Origin of the sequence: Azospirillum sp. CT11-132, assembly GCF_047302835.1 — a bacterium.
Lineage (GTDB): Bacteria > Pseudomonadota > Alphaproteobacteria > Azospirillales > Azospirillaceae > Azospirillum.
In genome coordinates this window covers 1,709,683-1,723,231 of sequence record NZ_JBGLZA010000003.1, presented here as the reverse complement: position 1 = coordinate 1,723,231, position 13,549 = coordinate 1,709,683, and the positions used below count along the sequence as shown (strand labels likewise).

Below are 13,549 nucleotides of genomic sequence, written 5' to 3'. Positions count from 1 at the left end.
TCGGTTGATTGGGGCCAGTCAATTGGGGGCGGCCCCATTCCGCACGGTTCCGAGGCTCTCCGGCGAGGGTGAGCTATCGCGGATGCGCGCTGGTGCGCTGCAGCGGGACGGGTTACATACGCAAGGCTGTGCTTGCGTCGCAGCGATTGCATCGCGAGCATCCGCGCCTGCGTCGGATTGGCCTCCCCCGGAGTTGACCGTTGACCAGTGGACCGTTGACCAGCTTGCTGCCCGTCTCCCTTTCCACGCGCCGACTCGTCGCCATCGCGCGCCGTCCGGCTCGCCGGCGCTGACCTCCGGGGATCGGAACGGGCATGCGCAGGACGACGATAAAGCCGCGGGCCGATTGGCGCCCGGGTCTCCGCAAATATCCCTATGGTGTGCGCGCCATGTCGGCTGGAGCCGCCTGGCGGGAGGACACCGTCTACGAGTTCACCGCTTCGCAGATCGACCTGATCGAAAGCGTGGCTGACGAACTGCACAGCATGATCGCGGTCGCCGTGCGTCATGTGATGGAGCACAAGCTGTTCGCCTCGCTCGGCATCCGCGGCGACCTCGCGCGCATGCTGGAAGCGTCCTGGCTCGATTACTGGGCCGGTGGGAGGCGCAACGAACGGGCGGGCGGGCTCGCCGGGCGATTGACGCTGGCCTATGACGGGCGCGACAGCGTCAAGCTGCTGGGCTGCAATTACGACACCTGCGAGGGGCTGTTCGCCGCCTCGATGATCCAGCGCAACTGGCGCGAGGCGATGGCTCCCGACGCCAACCAGTTCAACGGCCTGCACGAGGCGCTGGTGGAGCGGTGGGAGGAATTGGCGACGGGCGTGCCCGGTCGCGGTCGCATGCACGCGACCTGCGCCACCCCCGATCCGGTGCGCGAGGGCGAACTGGTCTATCTCGCCGCCACCGCGGCGGAGGCCGGCATCGACACCCGCCTGCTGCCGCTGCAGTCCATCGCCTGGGACGGCCGCCGCTTCGTGGATGACGAGGGGCAGCCGATCTCCTGGCTGGCGAAGCTCTACCCCTGGGACGGGCTGGCCGACGACGGGTTCCTTCAGCGGCTGCGCAGCAGCGGCATGAGCGTGCTGTCGCCGCTGTGGTGCTGGCTGTGGTCGAACCACGGGCTGCTGGCGGTGCTGTCCTATCTCTATCCACGCCACCCGAACCTGTGCCGTGCGGCGCTGGACCCCAGCGGCGTGGCCGGAGCCGACATGGTGACCGTGCGCGCCCTGCATGGGCTGGACGGCGCGTCGAGCCGCATCCTGGAACAGGGGGCGGTGATCGCCGACGACGGTCCGGACATCGGCGAGGATGTCGCGGTCCATGGCGCGATCTGGCTTGAAACTCCGCCCTGCTTCCGCGAGGAGGACACGCGCGCCGTCCTGCACGCCTGGATCGTCGGCGACAAATGCCTGGGCATGGGGGTGCGGGAATCGGCCGATCCGCGCCTGGGCTCCGGCGTCGGCCCGGATTCGGCGATGATCCCGCACCTGTTCAGGGGCTGATCGCCCCGGTTAGATCGGATCGCGTAAAATCGGAATCGATTTGGAGCGTGAATCCGATCGCCAAACATAAAGCTACAGCGCCGTCAGGGGGCGAAGGGGTTCTTGAGCGCCGGGCCAAAGGTCGCCTTGCGGGCGGCGCGCCAGATATTCTCGGCCGCCACGTCGTTGCCGCGGTCGGCGATCGCCATGCCGGCCACGCCCGGCTGATGGCTGAGCCAGTCGCGCAACAGGTTTTCAAAACGCGTGACCTCGCGCGGGTCGTCGCTGGTCATGGTGATCGAAACGGTCAGTTCGGTGGTCACGGTCGGTTCCCTCCTGACGGTTGGACGGGCCGGCAATTCCGGCAATTCCGCCGGACCGGCACCGTGGACGAGAAGGTGCCCCCTATGCACAGATCCAAGCCTGCGCGTCCGTCCCGGTCGGCGCAATGAAAAAGGCGGGGTATGACCCCGCCTTCTGTGCCGCCAGTTTGTCGGAAAAACCTTCCGCCGGATTCGTCCGACCGTCCCGTTACTTTGTGTCCGACTTGCTGCCCGGGCTGGCGATGCTGGCGATCTGCTTTTGCAGTTCGTCGATCTGCTTCTGCAGTTCGTCGAACGTCACGCCGCCGGGTCCGGCGGGCGGATTGGTGGACGCCGAGCCGGGCTGGCCGGCCGGGCGCTGGCCGCCGGGCGTCTCGTCCGGGGCGCCGGCAGCGCCGAAGGGCGTGAACATGCGCATGGCGCGCTCGAACATCGCCATGTTCTGCTTGCTGACCTCGTCCAGCCGGCCGAACGGGAAGATGCCGCCCAGCGTGTTCTGGAAATAGTCGCGCATCTGCTCCTGATTGCGGGAGAAGGCCTGCATCGAATATTCCAGATAGCGCGGCACCACCGACTGCATGTTGTCGCCGTAGAAGCCGATCAGCTGGCGCAGGAAGCTGATGGGCAGCAGGTTCTGCCCCTTGCTTTCCTCTTCCACGATGATCTGGGTCAGGACGGACCGGGTGATGTCTTCACCGGTCTTCGCGTCATAGACCACGAAATCCAAGCCGTCCTTCACCATCTGGCACAGATGGTCCAGCGTGACGTAGCTGCTGGTGGCGGTATTGTAGAGCCGCCGGTTGGCGTACTTCTTGATCGTGATCGGAGCGGACTTCTGGTCTTCCTTGTCGGCCATCGCGGACTCTTTCAAGAAGGGACGTGTTCCAGGGCAGGTGTTCCGGAACACGCGGGACAGGCGGCGGAAAATGTTCCGTCATTAGGACTACTCGAAGGGATAGCAATTTGTCCAGCGTTGCGCCGCGGCATAGCGCCGCGGTTGCGTTGGTCCGGCCGGTGCAGACGGAGACATGGAACGCGCCCGGGCCACTCCCGCCGATACCCGAAAGGTCAGGTGACCCGCCATGCCGGACTGGTCAATCCGGCCCCGCCGCCCCTATAATCCGGCCATGGCCGACCCGTCGAACCCAGACCGACCTTCCGATCAATCGTCCGGCGATCCTCCTTCCTACGAATCGCTGGCGCGCCGCTATCTGGACCTGTGGCAGGACCAATGGACGGCCAGCGCCGCCGATCCGGAAATGGCGGACATGATGACCCGCCTGTTCCAGATGATGGGGCAGGGCGCCGGGGCTTTTGGTTTCGGAATGGGCGGTCTCGGAATGGGCGGGTTTGGCGCCGGCTCCATGGCCGGCACCGGCTGGGATCCCCGCCCGTGGCCATTCCCGAACACCGGCTCCCCCCAACACGGACAGCCTTCCGATGAGCGATCGTCTGGCGGACGACAGGCAGGCGGGGAGGACTCCGCCCGGCCCAGGGACAAGGCCGGGGATGCGGCAGGGGCCGCGCCCGCTGGCCCTGCATCTGACGGCGGCTCTGGGCAGCTTGCTCAGCTCCTCGGCCGCATTGCCGCTCTTGAGGAACGGCTTGCTTCCCTGGAGTCCGGCCCTGCGGGACCGGGCGGCGGCGCTCAGGGACGAAATGTCGCAGGCCGACCGGATGACCCGGGGCCGGCCGCATCGGGACGGCGGGGCGGGCGACGCCGACCGTCTGACCGGTGAAGTCGACCGCGAGATCCGCCGCCGCATCGACGCCGTCCTGACCGGGATCGAGCGGTACCGCCGCCACCCCTACCGCCGCGACCTGCCCGACCCGCCGGTGGTCTGGACGGAGGGCGGATCGCGCCTGCTGGATTATGGCGAGAAGGCAGGCGGCCGGCCGGTGCTGTTCGTGCCGTCGCTGGTCAACCGCGGCTATATCCTGGACCTGTCGCGGGACAAGAGCCTGATGCGCTGGCTGGCGGCGCGCGGCTTCCGGCCGCTCCTGCTGGACTGGGGCAGGCCGGGGCCGCTGGAGCGCCGCTTCACCCTGACCGACTACATCGCCGGCCGGCTGGAGCGGGCACTGGGCTTCGTCGTCGAGGCGGTGGGGGCGCCGGTGCCGGTGGCCGGCTATTGCATGGGCGGGCTGCTGACGGCAGTGCTGGCGCAGCGCCGGCCGCGTGAGGTCGCCGGGCTGGTGCTGATGGCCACGCCCTGGGATTTCCATGCGGAGGACGCCGCCACCGCACGCCGGGTCGCGACCTTCATCCAGCCCTGGGGGCCGGTTCTGGACCGCTGGGGCGAGTTGCCGACCGACGCGCTGCAGGCGCTGTTCGCCCAGCTCGACCCGCTGCTGGCGCTGAAGAAATTCACCAGCTTCGCCCGCATGGCGCCGGACTCCCGCGCCGCGGCGGCCTTCGTCGCGCTGGAGGATTGGCTGAACGACGGGGTGCCGCTGGTGGCCGGGGTGGCGCGCGACGCGCTGGCCGGCTGGTACGGGCGCAACGACACCATGGCCGGCACCTGGATGGTCGCGGGGCTGCCGGTGGATCCCGGCGCCATCCGCGTGCCCACCCTGGCCCTGATCCCGGAGCGCGACCGCATCGTCCCGCCGGCCTCCGCCCTGGCGCTGGGCGCCGCGATCCCCGGCGCCCGGATTCTGCGTCCCCCGCTTGGCCATATCGGAATGGTTGTGAGTGCAGGCGCCGAGACCGGAGTGTGGAATCCGCTGGCCGAATGGCTTGCTGCGACAGGTTAGCGCCGCGACCTTCGGCCAGCTTGCACCTGTCATGTTGCCCGACTTAAGGTAACAATCACTCCGAGCGTCCCACCAGCGCTATAATAAAACTGTCCTATTTCGAGGAGCGTTCAATGACCGAAGTCGTCATCGCCGGTGCCGCCCGTACGCCCATCGGCAGCTTCAACGGTGCTCTCAGCTCCGTTCCCGCCCACGTCCTGGGCGAGGTCGCGATCCGCGAAGCGCTGGCCCGCGCCAAGACCGACGCGGCGGAAGTGAACGAGGTCATCTTTGGCCAGATCCTGACCGCCGGCCAGGGCCAGAACCCGGCCCGCCAGGCCGCCGTCAACGCCGGCATCCCGGTGGAGGCGACCGCCATCGGCGTCAACCAGCTCTGCGGTTCGGGCCTGCGCACCGTCGCGCTCGGCTATCAGGCGATCAAGAACGGCGACGCCGATATCCTGGTCGTCGGCGGCCAGGAGAGCATGAGCATGGCGCCGCACGTCATGCACCTGCGCAACGGCACCAAGATGGGCACCGCCGAGATGCTCGATACCATGCTGCGCGACGGCCTGACCGACGCCTTCCATGGCTATCACATGGGCAACACCGCGGAAAACGTCGCCCAGAAGTGGCAGCTGACCCGCCAGGAGCAGGACGCCTTCGCCGCCGCCAGCCAGCAGAAGGCCGAGGCCGCCCAGAAGGCCGGCCGCTTCAAGGACGAGATCGTTCCGGTCACCATCAAGGGCCGCAAGGGCGACGTCGTCGTGTCGGAGGACGAGTATCCGAAGCACGGCACCACGGCGGAATCGCTGGCCAAGCTGCGCCCGGCCTTTTCGAAGGACGGCACGGTGACCGCCGGCAACGCCTCGGGCATCAATGACGGCGCCGCCGCCCTGGTGCTGATGACGGCGGAGAACGCGGCCAAGCGCGGCGTCACCCCGCTGGCCCGCATCGTCTCCTGGGCGACCGCCGGCGTCGATCCGTCGATCATGGGCACCGGCCCGATCCCGGCGTCGCGCAAGGCGCTGGAAAAGGCCGGCTGGACCGTCGACGACCTCGACCTGATCGAGGCGAACGAGGCCTTCGCCGCCCAGGCGCTGGCCGTCAACAAGGACCTGGGCTGGGACACCAGCAAGGTCAACGTCAATGGCGGCGCCATCGCGCTCGGCCACCCGGTCGGCGCTTCGGGCGCCCGCGTGCTGACCACGCTGCTGTTCGAAATGCAGAAGCGTGACGCGAAGAAGGGCCTCGCCACCCTGTGCATCGGCGGCGGCATGGGCATCGCCCTCTGCGTCCAGCGCGACTGATGACCGGACGGGCCGCTTTCCAACTCTGGAAGCGGCCCGCTTCGCTTTAGGCTTGGGACATCCGCCGGACCTGCGGAGGGAGTCTCGCGCCCAAAAATAAAAAGTCAAAGAAACCAACCAACCATCACTAAATCTGGGGAGAAGAACTATGGCTCGTGTTGCAGTCGTCACTGGTGGCACCCGCGGCATCGGCGAGGCGGTTGCCGTCGCCCTGAAGAATGCCGGTTACAAGGTCGCCGCCAACTATGCCGGCAACGATCAGGCGGCCGAGGAGTTCACCGCCCGCACCGGCATCCCGACCTACAAGTTCGACGTCGCGGACTTCGACGCCTGCAAGAAGGGGATCGCCGCGATCGAGTCCGACCTGGGTCCGGTCGACGTGCTCATCAACAACGCCGGCATCACCCGTGACGGCGTGATGCACCGCATGACCTACGATCAGTGGGAGAAGGTGATCCACACCAACCTCTCCTCCTGCTTCAACATGTGCCGCAACGTCATCGACGGCATGCGCGAGCGTGGTTTCGGCCGCATCGTCAACATCGGCTCGGTCAACGGCCAGGCCGGCCAGTACGGTCAGGTCAACTACGCCGCGGCGAAGTCCGGCATTCACGGCTTCACCAAGGCGCTGGCGCAGGAGAGCGCGGCCAAGGGCATCACCGTCAACGCCATCGCGCCGGGCTACATCGACACCGACATGGTGCGCGCGGTGCCGGCCAATGTGTTGGAGAAGATCGTCGCCCGCATCCCGGTCGGCCGTCTCGGCCGCGCCTCGGAGATCGCCAAGGCCGTGCTGTACCTCGTCGACGACGACAACGGCTTCATGACCGGCTCGACCCTGTCGGTCAACGGCGGCCAGCACATGTACTGATCCCGGGCCCTGATCCCTGGCCGGGTCTCGCACCCCGGTTCATGAGCTGTGACGAAGCCCCTTTCCCGCTTCCGGCCGGACCCTTGGTCCGCCGGGGGTGGGGGAGGGGTTTTGTTTTGGGTGGGGCTTGGGTCTTGCCGTTGGTGCTACCTAGTAGTACCATTTGGAACGGGAGGTGACCTATGACCGTTAAAACCTCGATTTCCCTGACCGATGAGCAGGAAGCCTACGCGCGCAGCCTTGTCGAAGCCGGGCATTATCCAAGCCTCAGCGCCGTCATTCAGCGGGGCCTTGAGGTGCTGCGCCACGAGACGGAAGCCCGTGACTTGGAGCTTGAAGCTCTCCGGCTGCTGATCGACCAGCGCCTTGCCGGTCCATCTGTCGATCTTGAAGAGGGGATAGCCGAGATCCGTGTGCTGAGGGGACGCAAGAGAAATGCCGGCACATCCTTATAAAGTGCGTCTCGCGGCTCCTGTTGCCCGTGACTTCAACCTTATCGAAGCTCACCTTATCGAGGCGTATCAAGCTTTGGGCGACGATGAGGAGCGGGCGGCGGACCGGGCTGCTGCCCGAGTCGACGAAGCCGCAGACTACTTGCAGGAATTAGCGGCTCTTCCATATCGCGGCACCGAGCATCCAGGGATTCGTCCCGGACTTCGCACGGTGACCAAAAACAAATTCGTTATCTACTTCCGCGTCCATGAAGAGCGCGCCGAGGTTCTGGTCGTCGCCGTTTTCTTCGGAGGCATGGATCACAGGCGGCAGATTGTCGATCGCCTTCGGCATCGATAGTGCCTGATTTTCTTGATCGGATTGATGTGCACCGCACTTGACGGACCGGCCGCCGAGTTGAAGGTTATCGTCCGTTTCGGACGCACCACCACATTGGACACCCTGCGATGCCCTACACCTCGTTGCGTGACTTCATCGACCGGCTGGAGAAGGCGGGGCGGCTGGTGGTGGTGAAGGAACCGGTGTCCACCGTGCTGGAGATGACCGAGATCCAGACCCGCCTGCTGGCCGAGAACGGCCCGGCGGTGCTGTTCGAGAACGTCGTCAAGGCCGACGGCACGCGCTCCGAGATGCCGGTGCTGGTCAACCTGTTCGGCACGGTGGAGCGGGTCGCCTGGGGCATGGACCGCGAGCCGCACCAGCTGCGCGCCGTCGGCGAGACGCTGGCCTTCCTGAAGCAGCCGGAACCGCCGGGCGGCTTCCGCGAGGCGCTGGAACTGATCCCGCTCGCCAAGACCGTGCTGTCGATGAAGCCGAAGACCGTCGGCTCGGCGCCGTGCCAGGAGGTGGTGCTGACCGGCGACGACATCGACCTCGGCCGCCTGCCGGTGCAGAGCTGCTGGCCGGGCGAGCCGGCGCCGCTCATCACCTGGCCGCTGGTGGTGACCAAGGGGCCGACGGGGAAGCGCGAGGACGACTTCAACCTCGGCATCTACCGCATGCAGGTGCTGGGCAAGAACAAGACCATCATGCGCTGGCTGAAGCACCGCGGCGGCGCCCAGCACCATCACCGCTGGGCCGCGAGTGGAAAGCGCGAGCCACTGCCCTGCGCCGTCGTGCTGGGGGCCGATCCCGGCACCATCCTGGCCGCGGTGACGCCGGTGCCCGACACCCTGTCCGAATACCAGTTCGCCGGCCTGCTGCGCGGCAAGAAGGTGGAACTGGTGGAGTGCAAGACGGTGCCGCTGAAGGTGCCGGCCCAGGCGGAAATCGTTCTGGAGGGTCATGTCAGCCTGGACGAGTATGCCGACGAGGGGCCCTACGGCGACCACACCGGCTATTACAACTCGGTCGAGCCCTTCCCGGTCTTCACGGTCACCGCCATGACGATGCGGCGCAAGCCGATCTACCTGTCCACCTTCACCGGCCGCCCGCCCGACGAGCCGTCGGTGCTGGGCGAGGCGCTGAACGAGGTGTTCATCCCGCTGCTGGTCCAGCAATTCCCGGAGATCGTCGATTTCTGGCTGCCGCCGGAAGGCTGCTCCTACCGCATTGCGGTGGTCAGCATGAAGAAGGCTTATCCCGGCCATGCCAAGCGGGTGATGATGGGCGTCTGGTCCTTCCTGCGCCAGTTCATGTACACGAAGTGGGTGATCGTCGTGGACGACGACATCGACGCGCGGAACTGGAAGGACGTGATGTGGGCGATCTCCACCCGCATGGACCCGGCCCGCGACATCACGGTGATCGAGGGCACGCCGATCGACTATCTCGACTTCGCCAGTCCGGAGTCGGGGCTTGGCGGCAAGGTCGGTCTGGACGCCACCAACAAATGGCCGCCGGAGACCAAGCGCGAGTGGGGCGAGAAGCTCCACATGACCGACGAGGTCGTGGAGAAGGTCAGCCGCAAATGGGACCTGTACGGCCTGCCCGGCAGCGGCAAGCCGATCTGGAAGTGAGGTGAAAGTGAGCGCCCTCTCCCGCGCCGGGAGAGGGATTGCTCGCAATAATCACCGACGCGGGTCGCGGCTCAGGCCCTTGGCCTGCAACTCTTCGAGATATTCGGCCCACAGGGTCTCCTGTTCGGTGCCGATCTCGTAGAGGTATTTCCAGCTGTAGATGCCGCTGTCGTGCAGGTCGTCGAAGACGATGCGGATGGCGTAGTTGCCGACCGGCTCCAGCCGCATGATGCCGACATGGCGGCGGCCGGCCACCGTCTGCTTCTGGCTGGGGTTGTGGCCCTGCACCTCGGCGGACGGGCTGACCACGCGCAGGAACTCCGCCGGGTAGGAGAAGGTCCGGCCGTCGTCGAAATCGACCTCCAGCCGCTTCTCCTCCTTCTTCAGGCGGATTTCGGTCGGCCAGTGAACCGTGCCGAAGCCATCTTCACTCATCGCTGCGACCCCGCCTTGTCCAGGCTGCGGGCCTCGTCGATCAGCATGATCGGGATGCCGTCGCGAATCGGATAGGCCAGACCGGCACGCTCGCTGACCAGCTCGGCGCGCTCGGCGTCATAGCGCAGCGGACCCTTGGTCAGCGGGCAGACCAGGATCTCCAGCAGCTTCGGGTCGACGCGGGCGTTGGTTTTCGCTTCGCTGCTCTTGTCCTCGGGCGTCGCCATCTCGTGTCTCGTAATGATTGGAAGAAGGGCGGTGATTGGAAGAAGGTCAATGCTTGGGCGGCGGACCGTCCCCGTCATGACTGTCGAGAATGGCCATCTCGACCAGTCCGATCAAGAGCTTCCCGCGTTCGGCCAGGGTCGGCGCCTCCAGCAGCGCCTGTTTTTCGCCGGGCGTGAAGGGGCAGATCATCGCCAGAGAGTTGACCAGCCGCTCGTCCAGCGTCGATTCGATGGACTTCCAGTCGACCGACAGGCCCTGGACGCGGAAATAGCTTCTCAGCGCGCCGAGCAGCCGGTTGCGGTCGATGTCGCCGCAGGACTCGGGCTCCAGGTCGGCTTGGAAGGGGCGCCAATCGGGAACGACCCGCCGATATCCGCGCGCTCCCTCCACCTCGCGTCCGATCTCGAACCGGGCGACTCCGGTCAGGGTGATCAGGAGGCGGCCGTCGTCGGTCTCGGCGAAGCTGGTGATGCGGCCGGCGCAGCCGCAGGGATAGACGGCCGGCTCGCGCTCCCATCCGGCCGGGTCGAGCGGCTGGACCATGCCGATCATGCGGCCGCTGCCCAGCGCGTCCTCGACCATGGCGAGGTAACGGGGCTCGAAGATGTTCAGCGGCAGCCGCGCCCGCGGCAGCAGCAGAACGCCGGCCAGTGGGAAGATCGGCAGCATCGCCGGCAACTGGCCGAATTCGGCGTCGAAGGGGTTTCTGGTCATGCCAATCAGATAGAACCCCTTCGCCGATGGAACAGCCGTCCTGCTTTCGGAAAAGCGTCAGCTGAACATCATGGTCGACAGACGGCGGCGGGTCTTCACCGTCAGCGGATCGGTCTGGCCGAACGCCTCGAAGAACTTCACCAGCTGCTTGCGGGCGCCGTCGTCGTTCCAGGTCCGGTCGCGCTTGAAGATCTCCAGAAGCTCGTCCACCGCCGCTTCACGCTTGCCGGCGGCGAACAGCGCCATGGCGAGGTCGAAGCGCGCGGCATGGTCGTTCGGGTCGTGGGCGACCTTCTCCATCAGCTCCGGGATCGGGCCGGCGTTGGCAGCCTGCTCCGCCACGTCGAGAGCGGCGCGGACGTTGGCCAGCTCCTTGTCCTTGGCGATGGCTTCCGGGGCCTGGGCCAGCATCTGCTTGGCGTTCTCCAGGTCGCCGGCGGCGATCAGGCAGCGGATGATGCCGGCATAGGCCTGGGCGTTCTCCGGCTCGGCCTGCATGATCTGGCTGTAGAGGTCGAGCGCGCCCTGCAGGTCGCCGGCCTCCATCATCTCCTTCGCCTGGGCGAAGGCTTCCTCCAGCATCTCGCCGGCACCGCCGCCTGCACCGGCCTGCTTGGCCAGCGCCACCAGCTTGTCGACGAAGGCCTTCACCTGCGATTCGGGCAGGGCGCCCATGAAGCCGTCGACCGGGCGGCCCTGGAAGAAGGCGTAGACCGCCGGGATCGACTGCACGCGCAGCTGCGAGGCGATCATCGGGTTGGCGTCGGTGTCGATCTTCACCAGGCGCACCGCGCCCTTGGCGGCGCGCACCACCTTTTCGATGATCGGACCCAGCTGCTTGCAGGGGCCGCACCAGGGTGCCCAGAAATCGACGATCACCGGGACGTCGGCCGAGGCCTCGATCACGTCCGCCATGAAGGCGCGGTCGGTGCTGTCCTTGACGATGTCGGCGGCACCGGGGGCGGCACCGGGAGCGGCGGGCTTGGACCCGTTGGCGGGGGGCATGGAGAACATGGCGTGTTTCGGTCCCGTTGGTGATGCCTGGCCCATTAGGACATCCCGGTGGGCCATGGAGTTGCCGATCCGGCCGCTGGCGGCCCGGACCCTAATCGTTGCCGACATATGTGAGCGCGCAAGTCGGCTCAAGCAAGCATTGCGTGGGCAGGCATTGCATGGGCGGGCGTTGCGCGGAACCGCCGGTCCCTCACTCCGCCCTGTCGACCTCGATGCGGCCGAACTCGACGATCGCTGGTTCGTGACCGCAGGCGCGGATGAAGCGCAGCAGGTCGTCGCGCCGGATCGCCGTGGTGCGGTCGTTCAACAGCGGATGATAGTTCAGCAGGTCATGCTCCATCATCGCCTGCTGCAGGACCACGCGGACCTTGCGCTCGGTGTCGTTGACCAGGGCGAAGGGCGTGACCGACCCCGGCCGGATGCCGAGGAAGCGCCAAAGCCGCTCCGCCGAGGCGAAGGACAGCCGCGCCGACCCGATGACCTTGTCCAGCCGGTTCAGGTCGATCGGCGCATCCTCCAGCGCCACCACCAGCCAATGCTGGTCCTTCTTGTCCTTCAGGAACAGGTTCTTGCAGTGGCCGCCGGGCAGGGCGCCGCGCAGGGCCTTGCTCTCCTCCACCGTGTGCAGCGGCGGGTGGCTGTGCGTGGTCGCCTGGATGCCCAGCGCGTCGAGCCGCGCCAGCAACTGGTCCGGAGAGGTCGGCAGAGGCGCGTCGCCATCTGGCAGGGAGGCGCCCGGAAGGGGGAGCGATGCGGTGTCCATGACAGCCCTTTTACCGGCTGTTCGGAAAATCGTCCAGCCGGTGAAAAAATCTGAAACAAGGCCCTTGCATTGCGTCGGCCGATGAGTATAGTCCGCCGCACACCGCCGGACGGCACTGACAAAGCGCTGAACGACGGTACGGAGCGCGGGCGTAGCTCAGGGGTAGAGCACAACCTTGCCAAGGTTGGGGTCGAGGGTTCGAATCCCTTCGCCCGCTCCATTTTTCTCCGGTCTTTGCACCGGAGCATGCGATCTCAAAAGGCCGGACCTTCGGGTGCCGGCCTTTCGCATTTTGGCTCCGTGACGCATTTCTGCTCAGTGACAGAGTGCGCTTTGACAGTCCGCTCTTCGGACTGCACCTCATCCCGGGCGCGAAGGGGCCGTCCGTGAGCCAGGGCCCCGTCGGACGGCACGCTGTCACTGCATGGATTTCTAAAGCTGCGGGGAAAGCACCCGGGCGCCCTGCCGCGCATCCGCCCAGTCGCGCGCGGTCGTCGGGCGGCCGTCGGCGTCGATCAGTCCCCGGGTGAACAACTCCTCGGCGTGGCGGATGAAGAAGGCGGCGGTGCTCGGCCGCTCCCAATGCTCCATCCAGTTCTGCTCCAGGAAGGCCAGGATCCCCGGCTGGCCCAGTTCGACCTCCCACAGCACGCCGAGCAGGGAGGTCTGCTGCTCCTCATGCATGCAGTCCTCGAAGCACAGGCGCTTGTCGGCACGTGCTTCCCGGCGGGCGGTGGTCTCCGGACCGGGACCGAGGCCGTAATCGATCAGGGTCCGCCGCTCCGGCGTCGCGCACAGCCAGTGCGCCACCTCATGCACGATCACCGTCGCCTCGACATCGGTGCGGATCACCTTGCCGTCCCACATGAAGGAGCGGCTGGGCGGTTCGTCCAGCGTGTCGATGCCGTGGGCATGGGCCAGCCGCACCGCGTCCGCCCGGTGGGCCGGCGTATCGACACCGCCGCCCGGCTCGTCCGCCGGCCGCACGGGCCAGGTGGAGGCGATGCGGCGGAAGGCGGCCCGCGCTTGGGCATGGCCGTCCAGATGGGCGTCGAAGGCGGCGATGGCCTTCGGCATGTCGTCGATGGCGATGGGGGTCAGGATCATCGCGCCTATGTGCCCAAGGGGGCGGCATGGCGCAAGGGGAAAGTAACCGGACAAAGGAGCAGGGCTGCCCGCCAGAAGAAGGGCGCTGGCAAGCCCCGGTCCATTCGGGCCCTGCCGGCGCCATAACTGTTACCGCAGCGCTGAAGATCGCTA

General features: G+C 66.9%; 15 protein-coding genes and 1 tRNA gene. 8 read left to right on the top strand and 8 right to left on the bottom strand.

Features of this window, described 5'->3' with window-relative positions:
• The first annotated feature begins 389 nt into the window (after nucleotides 1-389).
• Nucleotides 390-1,505, top strand: coding sequence for a glutathionylspermidine synthase family protein (locus tag ACCD06_RS13965; RefSeq protein WP_413341314.1), 1,116 nt, complete (start codon nucleotides 390-392; stop codon nucleotides 1,503-1,505).
• A gap of 83 nt (nucleotides 1,506-1,588) precedes the next feature.
• Here the strand turns inward: ACCD06_RS13965 and ACCD06_RS13960 are convergent, their stop codons facing one another.
• Nucleotides 1,589-1,807 carry a hypothetical protein gene (locus ACCD06_RS13960; protein WP_109075592.1) on the bottom strand — a complete coding sequence of 73 codons (219 nt, stop codon included), beginning with the start codon at nucleotides 1,805-1,807 and terminating at the stop codon, nucleotides 1,589-1,591.
• Nucleotides 1,808-2,015: 208 nt separating this feature from the next.
• Nucleotides 2,016-2,663 (bottom strand): polyhydroxyalkanoate synthesis repressor PhaR, encoded by a 648-nt coding sequence (gene phaR, locus ACCD06_RS13955; RefSeq protein ID WP_109075593.1) that lies wholly within the window; start codon nucleotides 2,661-2,663, stop codon nucleotides 2,016-2,018.
• 584 nt (nucleotides 2,664-3,247) lie between these two features.
• Between phaR and ACCD06_RS13950 the strand changes: the two genes are divergently transcribed.
• From ACCD06_RS13950 to ACCD06_RS13925, 6 genes are all read left to right on the top strand, one after another.
• Entirely contained in the window at nucleotides 3,248-4,564 is a 1,317-nt protein-coding gene (locus ACCD06_RS13950; RefSeq protein ID WP_413341311.1) for an alpha/beta fold hydrolase, read from the top strand.
• Between the two features lie 113 nt (nucleotides 4,565-4,677).
• On the top strand, nucleotides 4,678-5,853 hold the full coding sequence (locus tag ACCD06_RS13945; RefSeq protein WP_109075595.1) for an acetyl-CoA C-acetyltransferase: 1,176 nt from the start codon (nucleotides 4,678-4,680) through the stop codon (nucleotides 5,851-5,853).
• 148 nt (nucleotides 5,854-6,001) lie between these two features.
• Nucleotides 6,002-6,724, top strand: coding sequence for an acetoacetyl-CoA reductase (gene phbB, locus ACCD06_RS13940; RefSeq protein WP_063635164.1), 723 nt, complete (start codon nucleotides 6,002-6,004; stop codon nucleotides 6,722-6,724).
• 182 nt (nucleotides 6,725-6,906) lie between these two features.
• Nucleotides 6,907-7,179, top strand: a complete 273-nt coding sequence (locus ACCD06_RS13935; RefSeq protein WP_109075596.1) for a type II toxin-antitoxin system ParD family antitoxin — start codon at nucleotides 6,907-6,909, stop codon at nucleotides 7,177-7,179.
• Nucleotides 7,160-7,516 (top strand): type II toxin-antitoxin system RelE/ParE family toxin, encoded by a 357-nt coding sequence (locus ACCD06_RS13930; RefSeq protein ID WP_146207481.1) that lies wholly within the window; start codon nucleotides 7,160-7,162, stop codon nucleotides 7,514-7,516. The genes ACCD06_RS13935 and ACCD06_RS13930 overlap by 20 nt, the downstream gene beginning before the upstream one ends.
• A 107-nt stretch (nucleotides 7,517-7,623) precedes the next feature.
• The gene (locus ACCD06_RS13925) at nucleotides 7,624-9,135 is read left to right on the top strand and encodes a UbiD family decarboxylase (protein ID WP_413341308.1); all 1,512 of its coding nucleotides are present in this window, start codon (nucleotides 7,624-7,626) and stop codon (nucleotides 9,133-9,135) included.
• A gap of 51 nt (nucleotides 9,136-9,186) precedes the next feature.
• Here ACCD06_RS13925 and ACCD06_RS13920 read toward each other — a convergent pair whose 3' ends face one another.
• The 5 genes from ACCD06_RS13920 to ACCD06_RS13900 form a co-directional block, all read right to left on the bottom strand.
• Nucleotides 9,187-9,570, bottom strand: coding sequence for a gamma-butyrobetaine hydroxylase-like domain-containing protein (locus ACCD06_RS13920; protein WP_109075599.1), 384 nt, complete (start codon nucleotides 9,568-9,570; stop codon nucleotides 9,187-9,189).
• Nucleotides 9,567-9,797 (bottom strand): Trm112 family protein, encoded by a 231-nt coding sequence (locus tag ACCD06_RS13915; RefSeq protein ID WP_109075600.1) that lies wholly within the window; start codon nucleotides 9,795-9,797, stop codon nucleotides 9,567-9,569. Before ACCD06_RS13915 ends, ACCD06_RS13920 begins: the two co-directional genes overlap by 4 nt.
• A 46-nt stretch (nucleotides 9,798-9,843) precedes the next feature.
• On the bottom strand, nucleotides 9,844-10,512 hold the full coding sequence (locus tag ACCD06_RS13910; RefSeq protein ID WP_413341305.1) for an LON peptidase substrate-binding domain-containing protein: 669 nt from the start codon (nucleotides 10,510-10,512) through the stop codon (nucleotides 9,844-9,846).
• A gap of 57 nt (nucleotides 10,513-10,569) precedes the next feature.
• Complete coding sequence (locus ACCD06_RS13905) at nucleotides 10,570-11,526, bottom strand: thioredoxin family protein (protein ID WP_109153027.1); 957 nt, start codon at nucleotides 11,524-11,526, stop codon at nucleotides 10,570-10,572.
• A 190-nt stretch (nucleotides 11,527-11,716) separates the two neighbouring features.
• Nucleotides 11,717-12,289: a prolyl-tRNA synthetase associated domain-containing protein gene (locus tag ACCD06_RS13900; protein ID WP_413341303.1), complete on the bottom strand. Its 573-nt coding sequence runs from the start codon at nucleotides 12,287-12,289 to the stop codon at nucleotides 11,717-11,719.
• Between the two features lie 145 nt (nucleotides 12,290-12,434).
• Between ACCD06_RS13900 and ACCD06_RS13895 the strand changes: the two genes are divergently transcribed.
• Nucleotides 12,435-12,509: transfer RNA gene (locus ACCD06_RS13895), tRNA-Gly, on the top strand.
• A gap of 212 nt (nucleotides 12,510-12,721) precedes the next feature.
• On the opposite strand, the gene ACCD06_RS13890 is transcribed toward ACCD06_RS13895, so the two are convergent.
• The gene (locus tag ACCD06_RS13890; RefSeq protein ID WP_413341301.1) at nucleotides 12,722-13,396 is read right to left on the bottom strand and encodes a hypothetical protein; all 675 of its coding nucleotides are present in this window, start codon (nucleotides 13,394-13,396) and stop codon (nucleotides 12,722-12,724) included.
• Between the last annotated feature and the right edge of the window lie 153 nt (nucleotides 13,397-13,549).

Excerpts from the sequence above, each read along its gene's own strand:
- ACCD06_RS13930 (WP_146207481.1), top strand. The coding sequence starts at position 7,160 with ATGCCGGCACATCCTTATAAAGTGCGTCTCGCGGCTCCTGTTGCCCGT.
- ACCD06_RS13890 (WP_413341301.1), bottom strand. The coding sequence starts at position 13,396 with ATGATCCTGACCCCCATCGCCATCGACGACATGCCGAAGGCCATCGCC.
- ACCD06_RS13905 (WP_109153027.1), bottom strand. The coding sequence starts at position 11,526 with ATGTTCTCCATGCCCCCCGCCAACGGGTCCAAGCCCGCCGCTCCCGGT.
- ACCD06_RS13935 (WP_109075596.1), top strand. The coding sequence starts at position 6,907 with ATGACCGTTAAAACCTCGATTTCCCTGACCGATGAGCAGGAAGCCTAC.
- ACCD06_RS13945 (WP_109075595.1), top strand. The coding sequence starts at position 4,678 with ATGACCGAAGTCGTCATCGCCGGTGCCGCCCGTACGCCCATCGGCAGC.
- ACCD06_RS13910 (WP_413341305.1), bottom strand. The coding sequence starts at position 10,512 with ATGACCAGAAACCCCTTCGACGCCGAATTCGGCCAGTTGCCGGCGATG.
- ACCD06_RS13950 (WP_413341311.1), top strand. The coding sequence starts at position 3,248 with ATGAGCGATCGTCTGGCGGACGACAGGCAGGCGGGGAGGACTCCGCCC.
- phbB (WP_063635164.1), top strand. The coding sequence starts at position 6,002 with ATGGCTCGTGTTGCAGTCGTCACTGGTGGCACCCGCGGCATCGGCGAG.
- phaR (WP_109075593.1), bottom strand. The coding sequence starts at position 2,663 with ATGGCCGACAAGGAAGACCAGAAGTCCGCTCCGATCACGATCAAGAAG.
- ACCD06_RS13965 (WP_413341314.1), top strand. The coding sequence starts at position 390 with ATGTCGGCTGGAGCCGCCTGGCGGGAGGACACCGTCTACGAGTTCACC.
- ACCD06_RS13915 (WP_109075600.1), bottom strand. The coding sequence starts at position 9,797 with ATGGCGACGCCCGAGGACAAGAGCAGCGAAGCGAAAACCAACGCCCGC.
- ACCD06_RS13925 (WP_413341308.1), top strand. The coding sequence starts at position 7,624 with ATGCCCTACACCTCGTTGCGTGACTTCATCGACCGGCTGGAGAAGGCG.
- ACCD06_RS13900 (WP_413341303.1), bottom strand. The coding sequence starts at position 12,289 with ATGGACACCGCATCGCTCCCCCTTCCGGGCGCCTCCCTGCCAGATGGC.
- ACCD06_RS13920 (WP_109075599.1), bottom strand. The coding sequence starts at position 9,570 with ATGAGTGAAGATGGCTTCGGCACGGTTCACTGGCCGACCGAAATCCGC.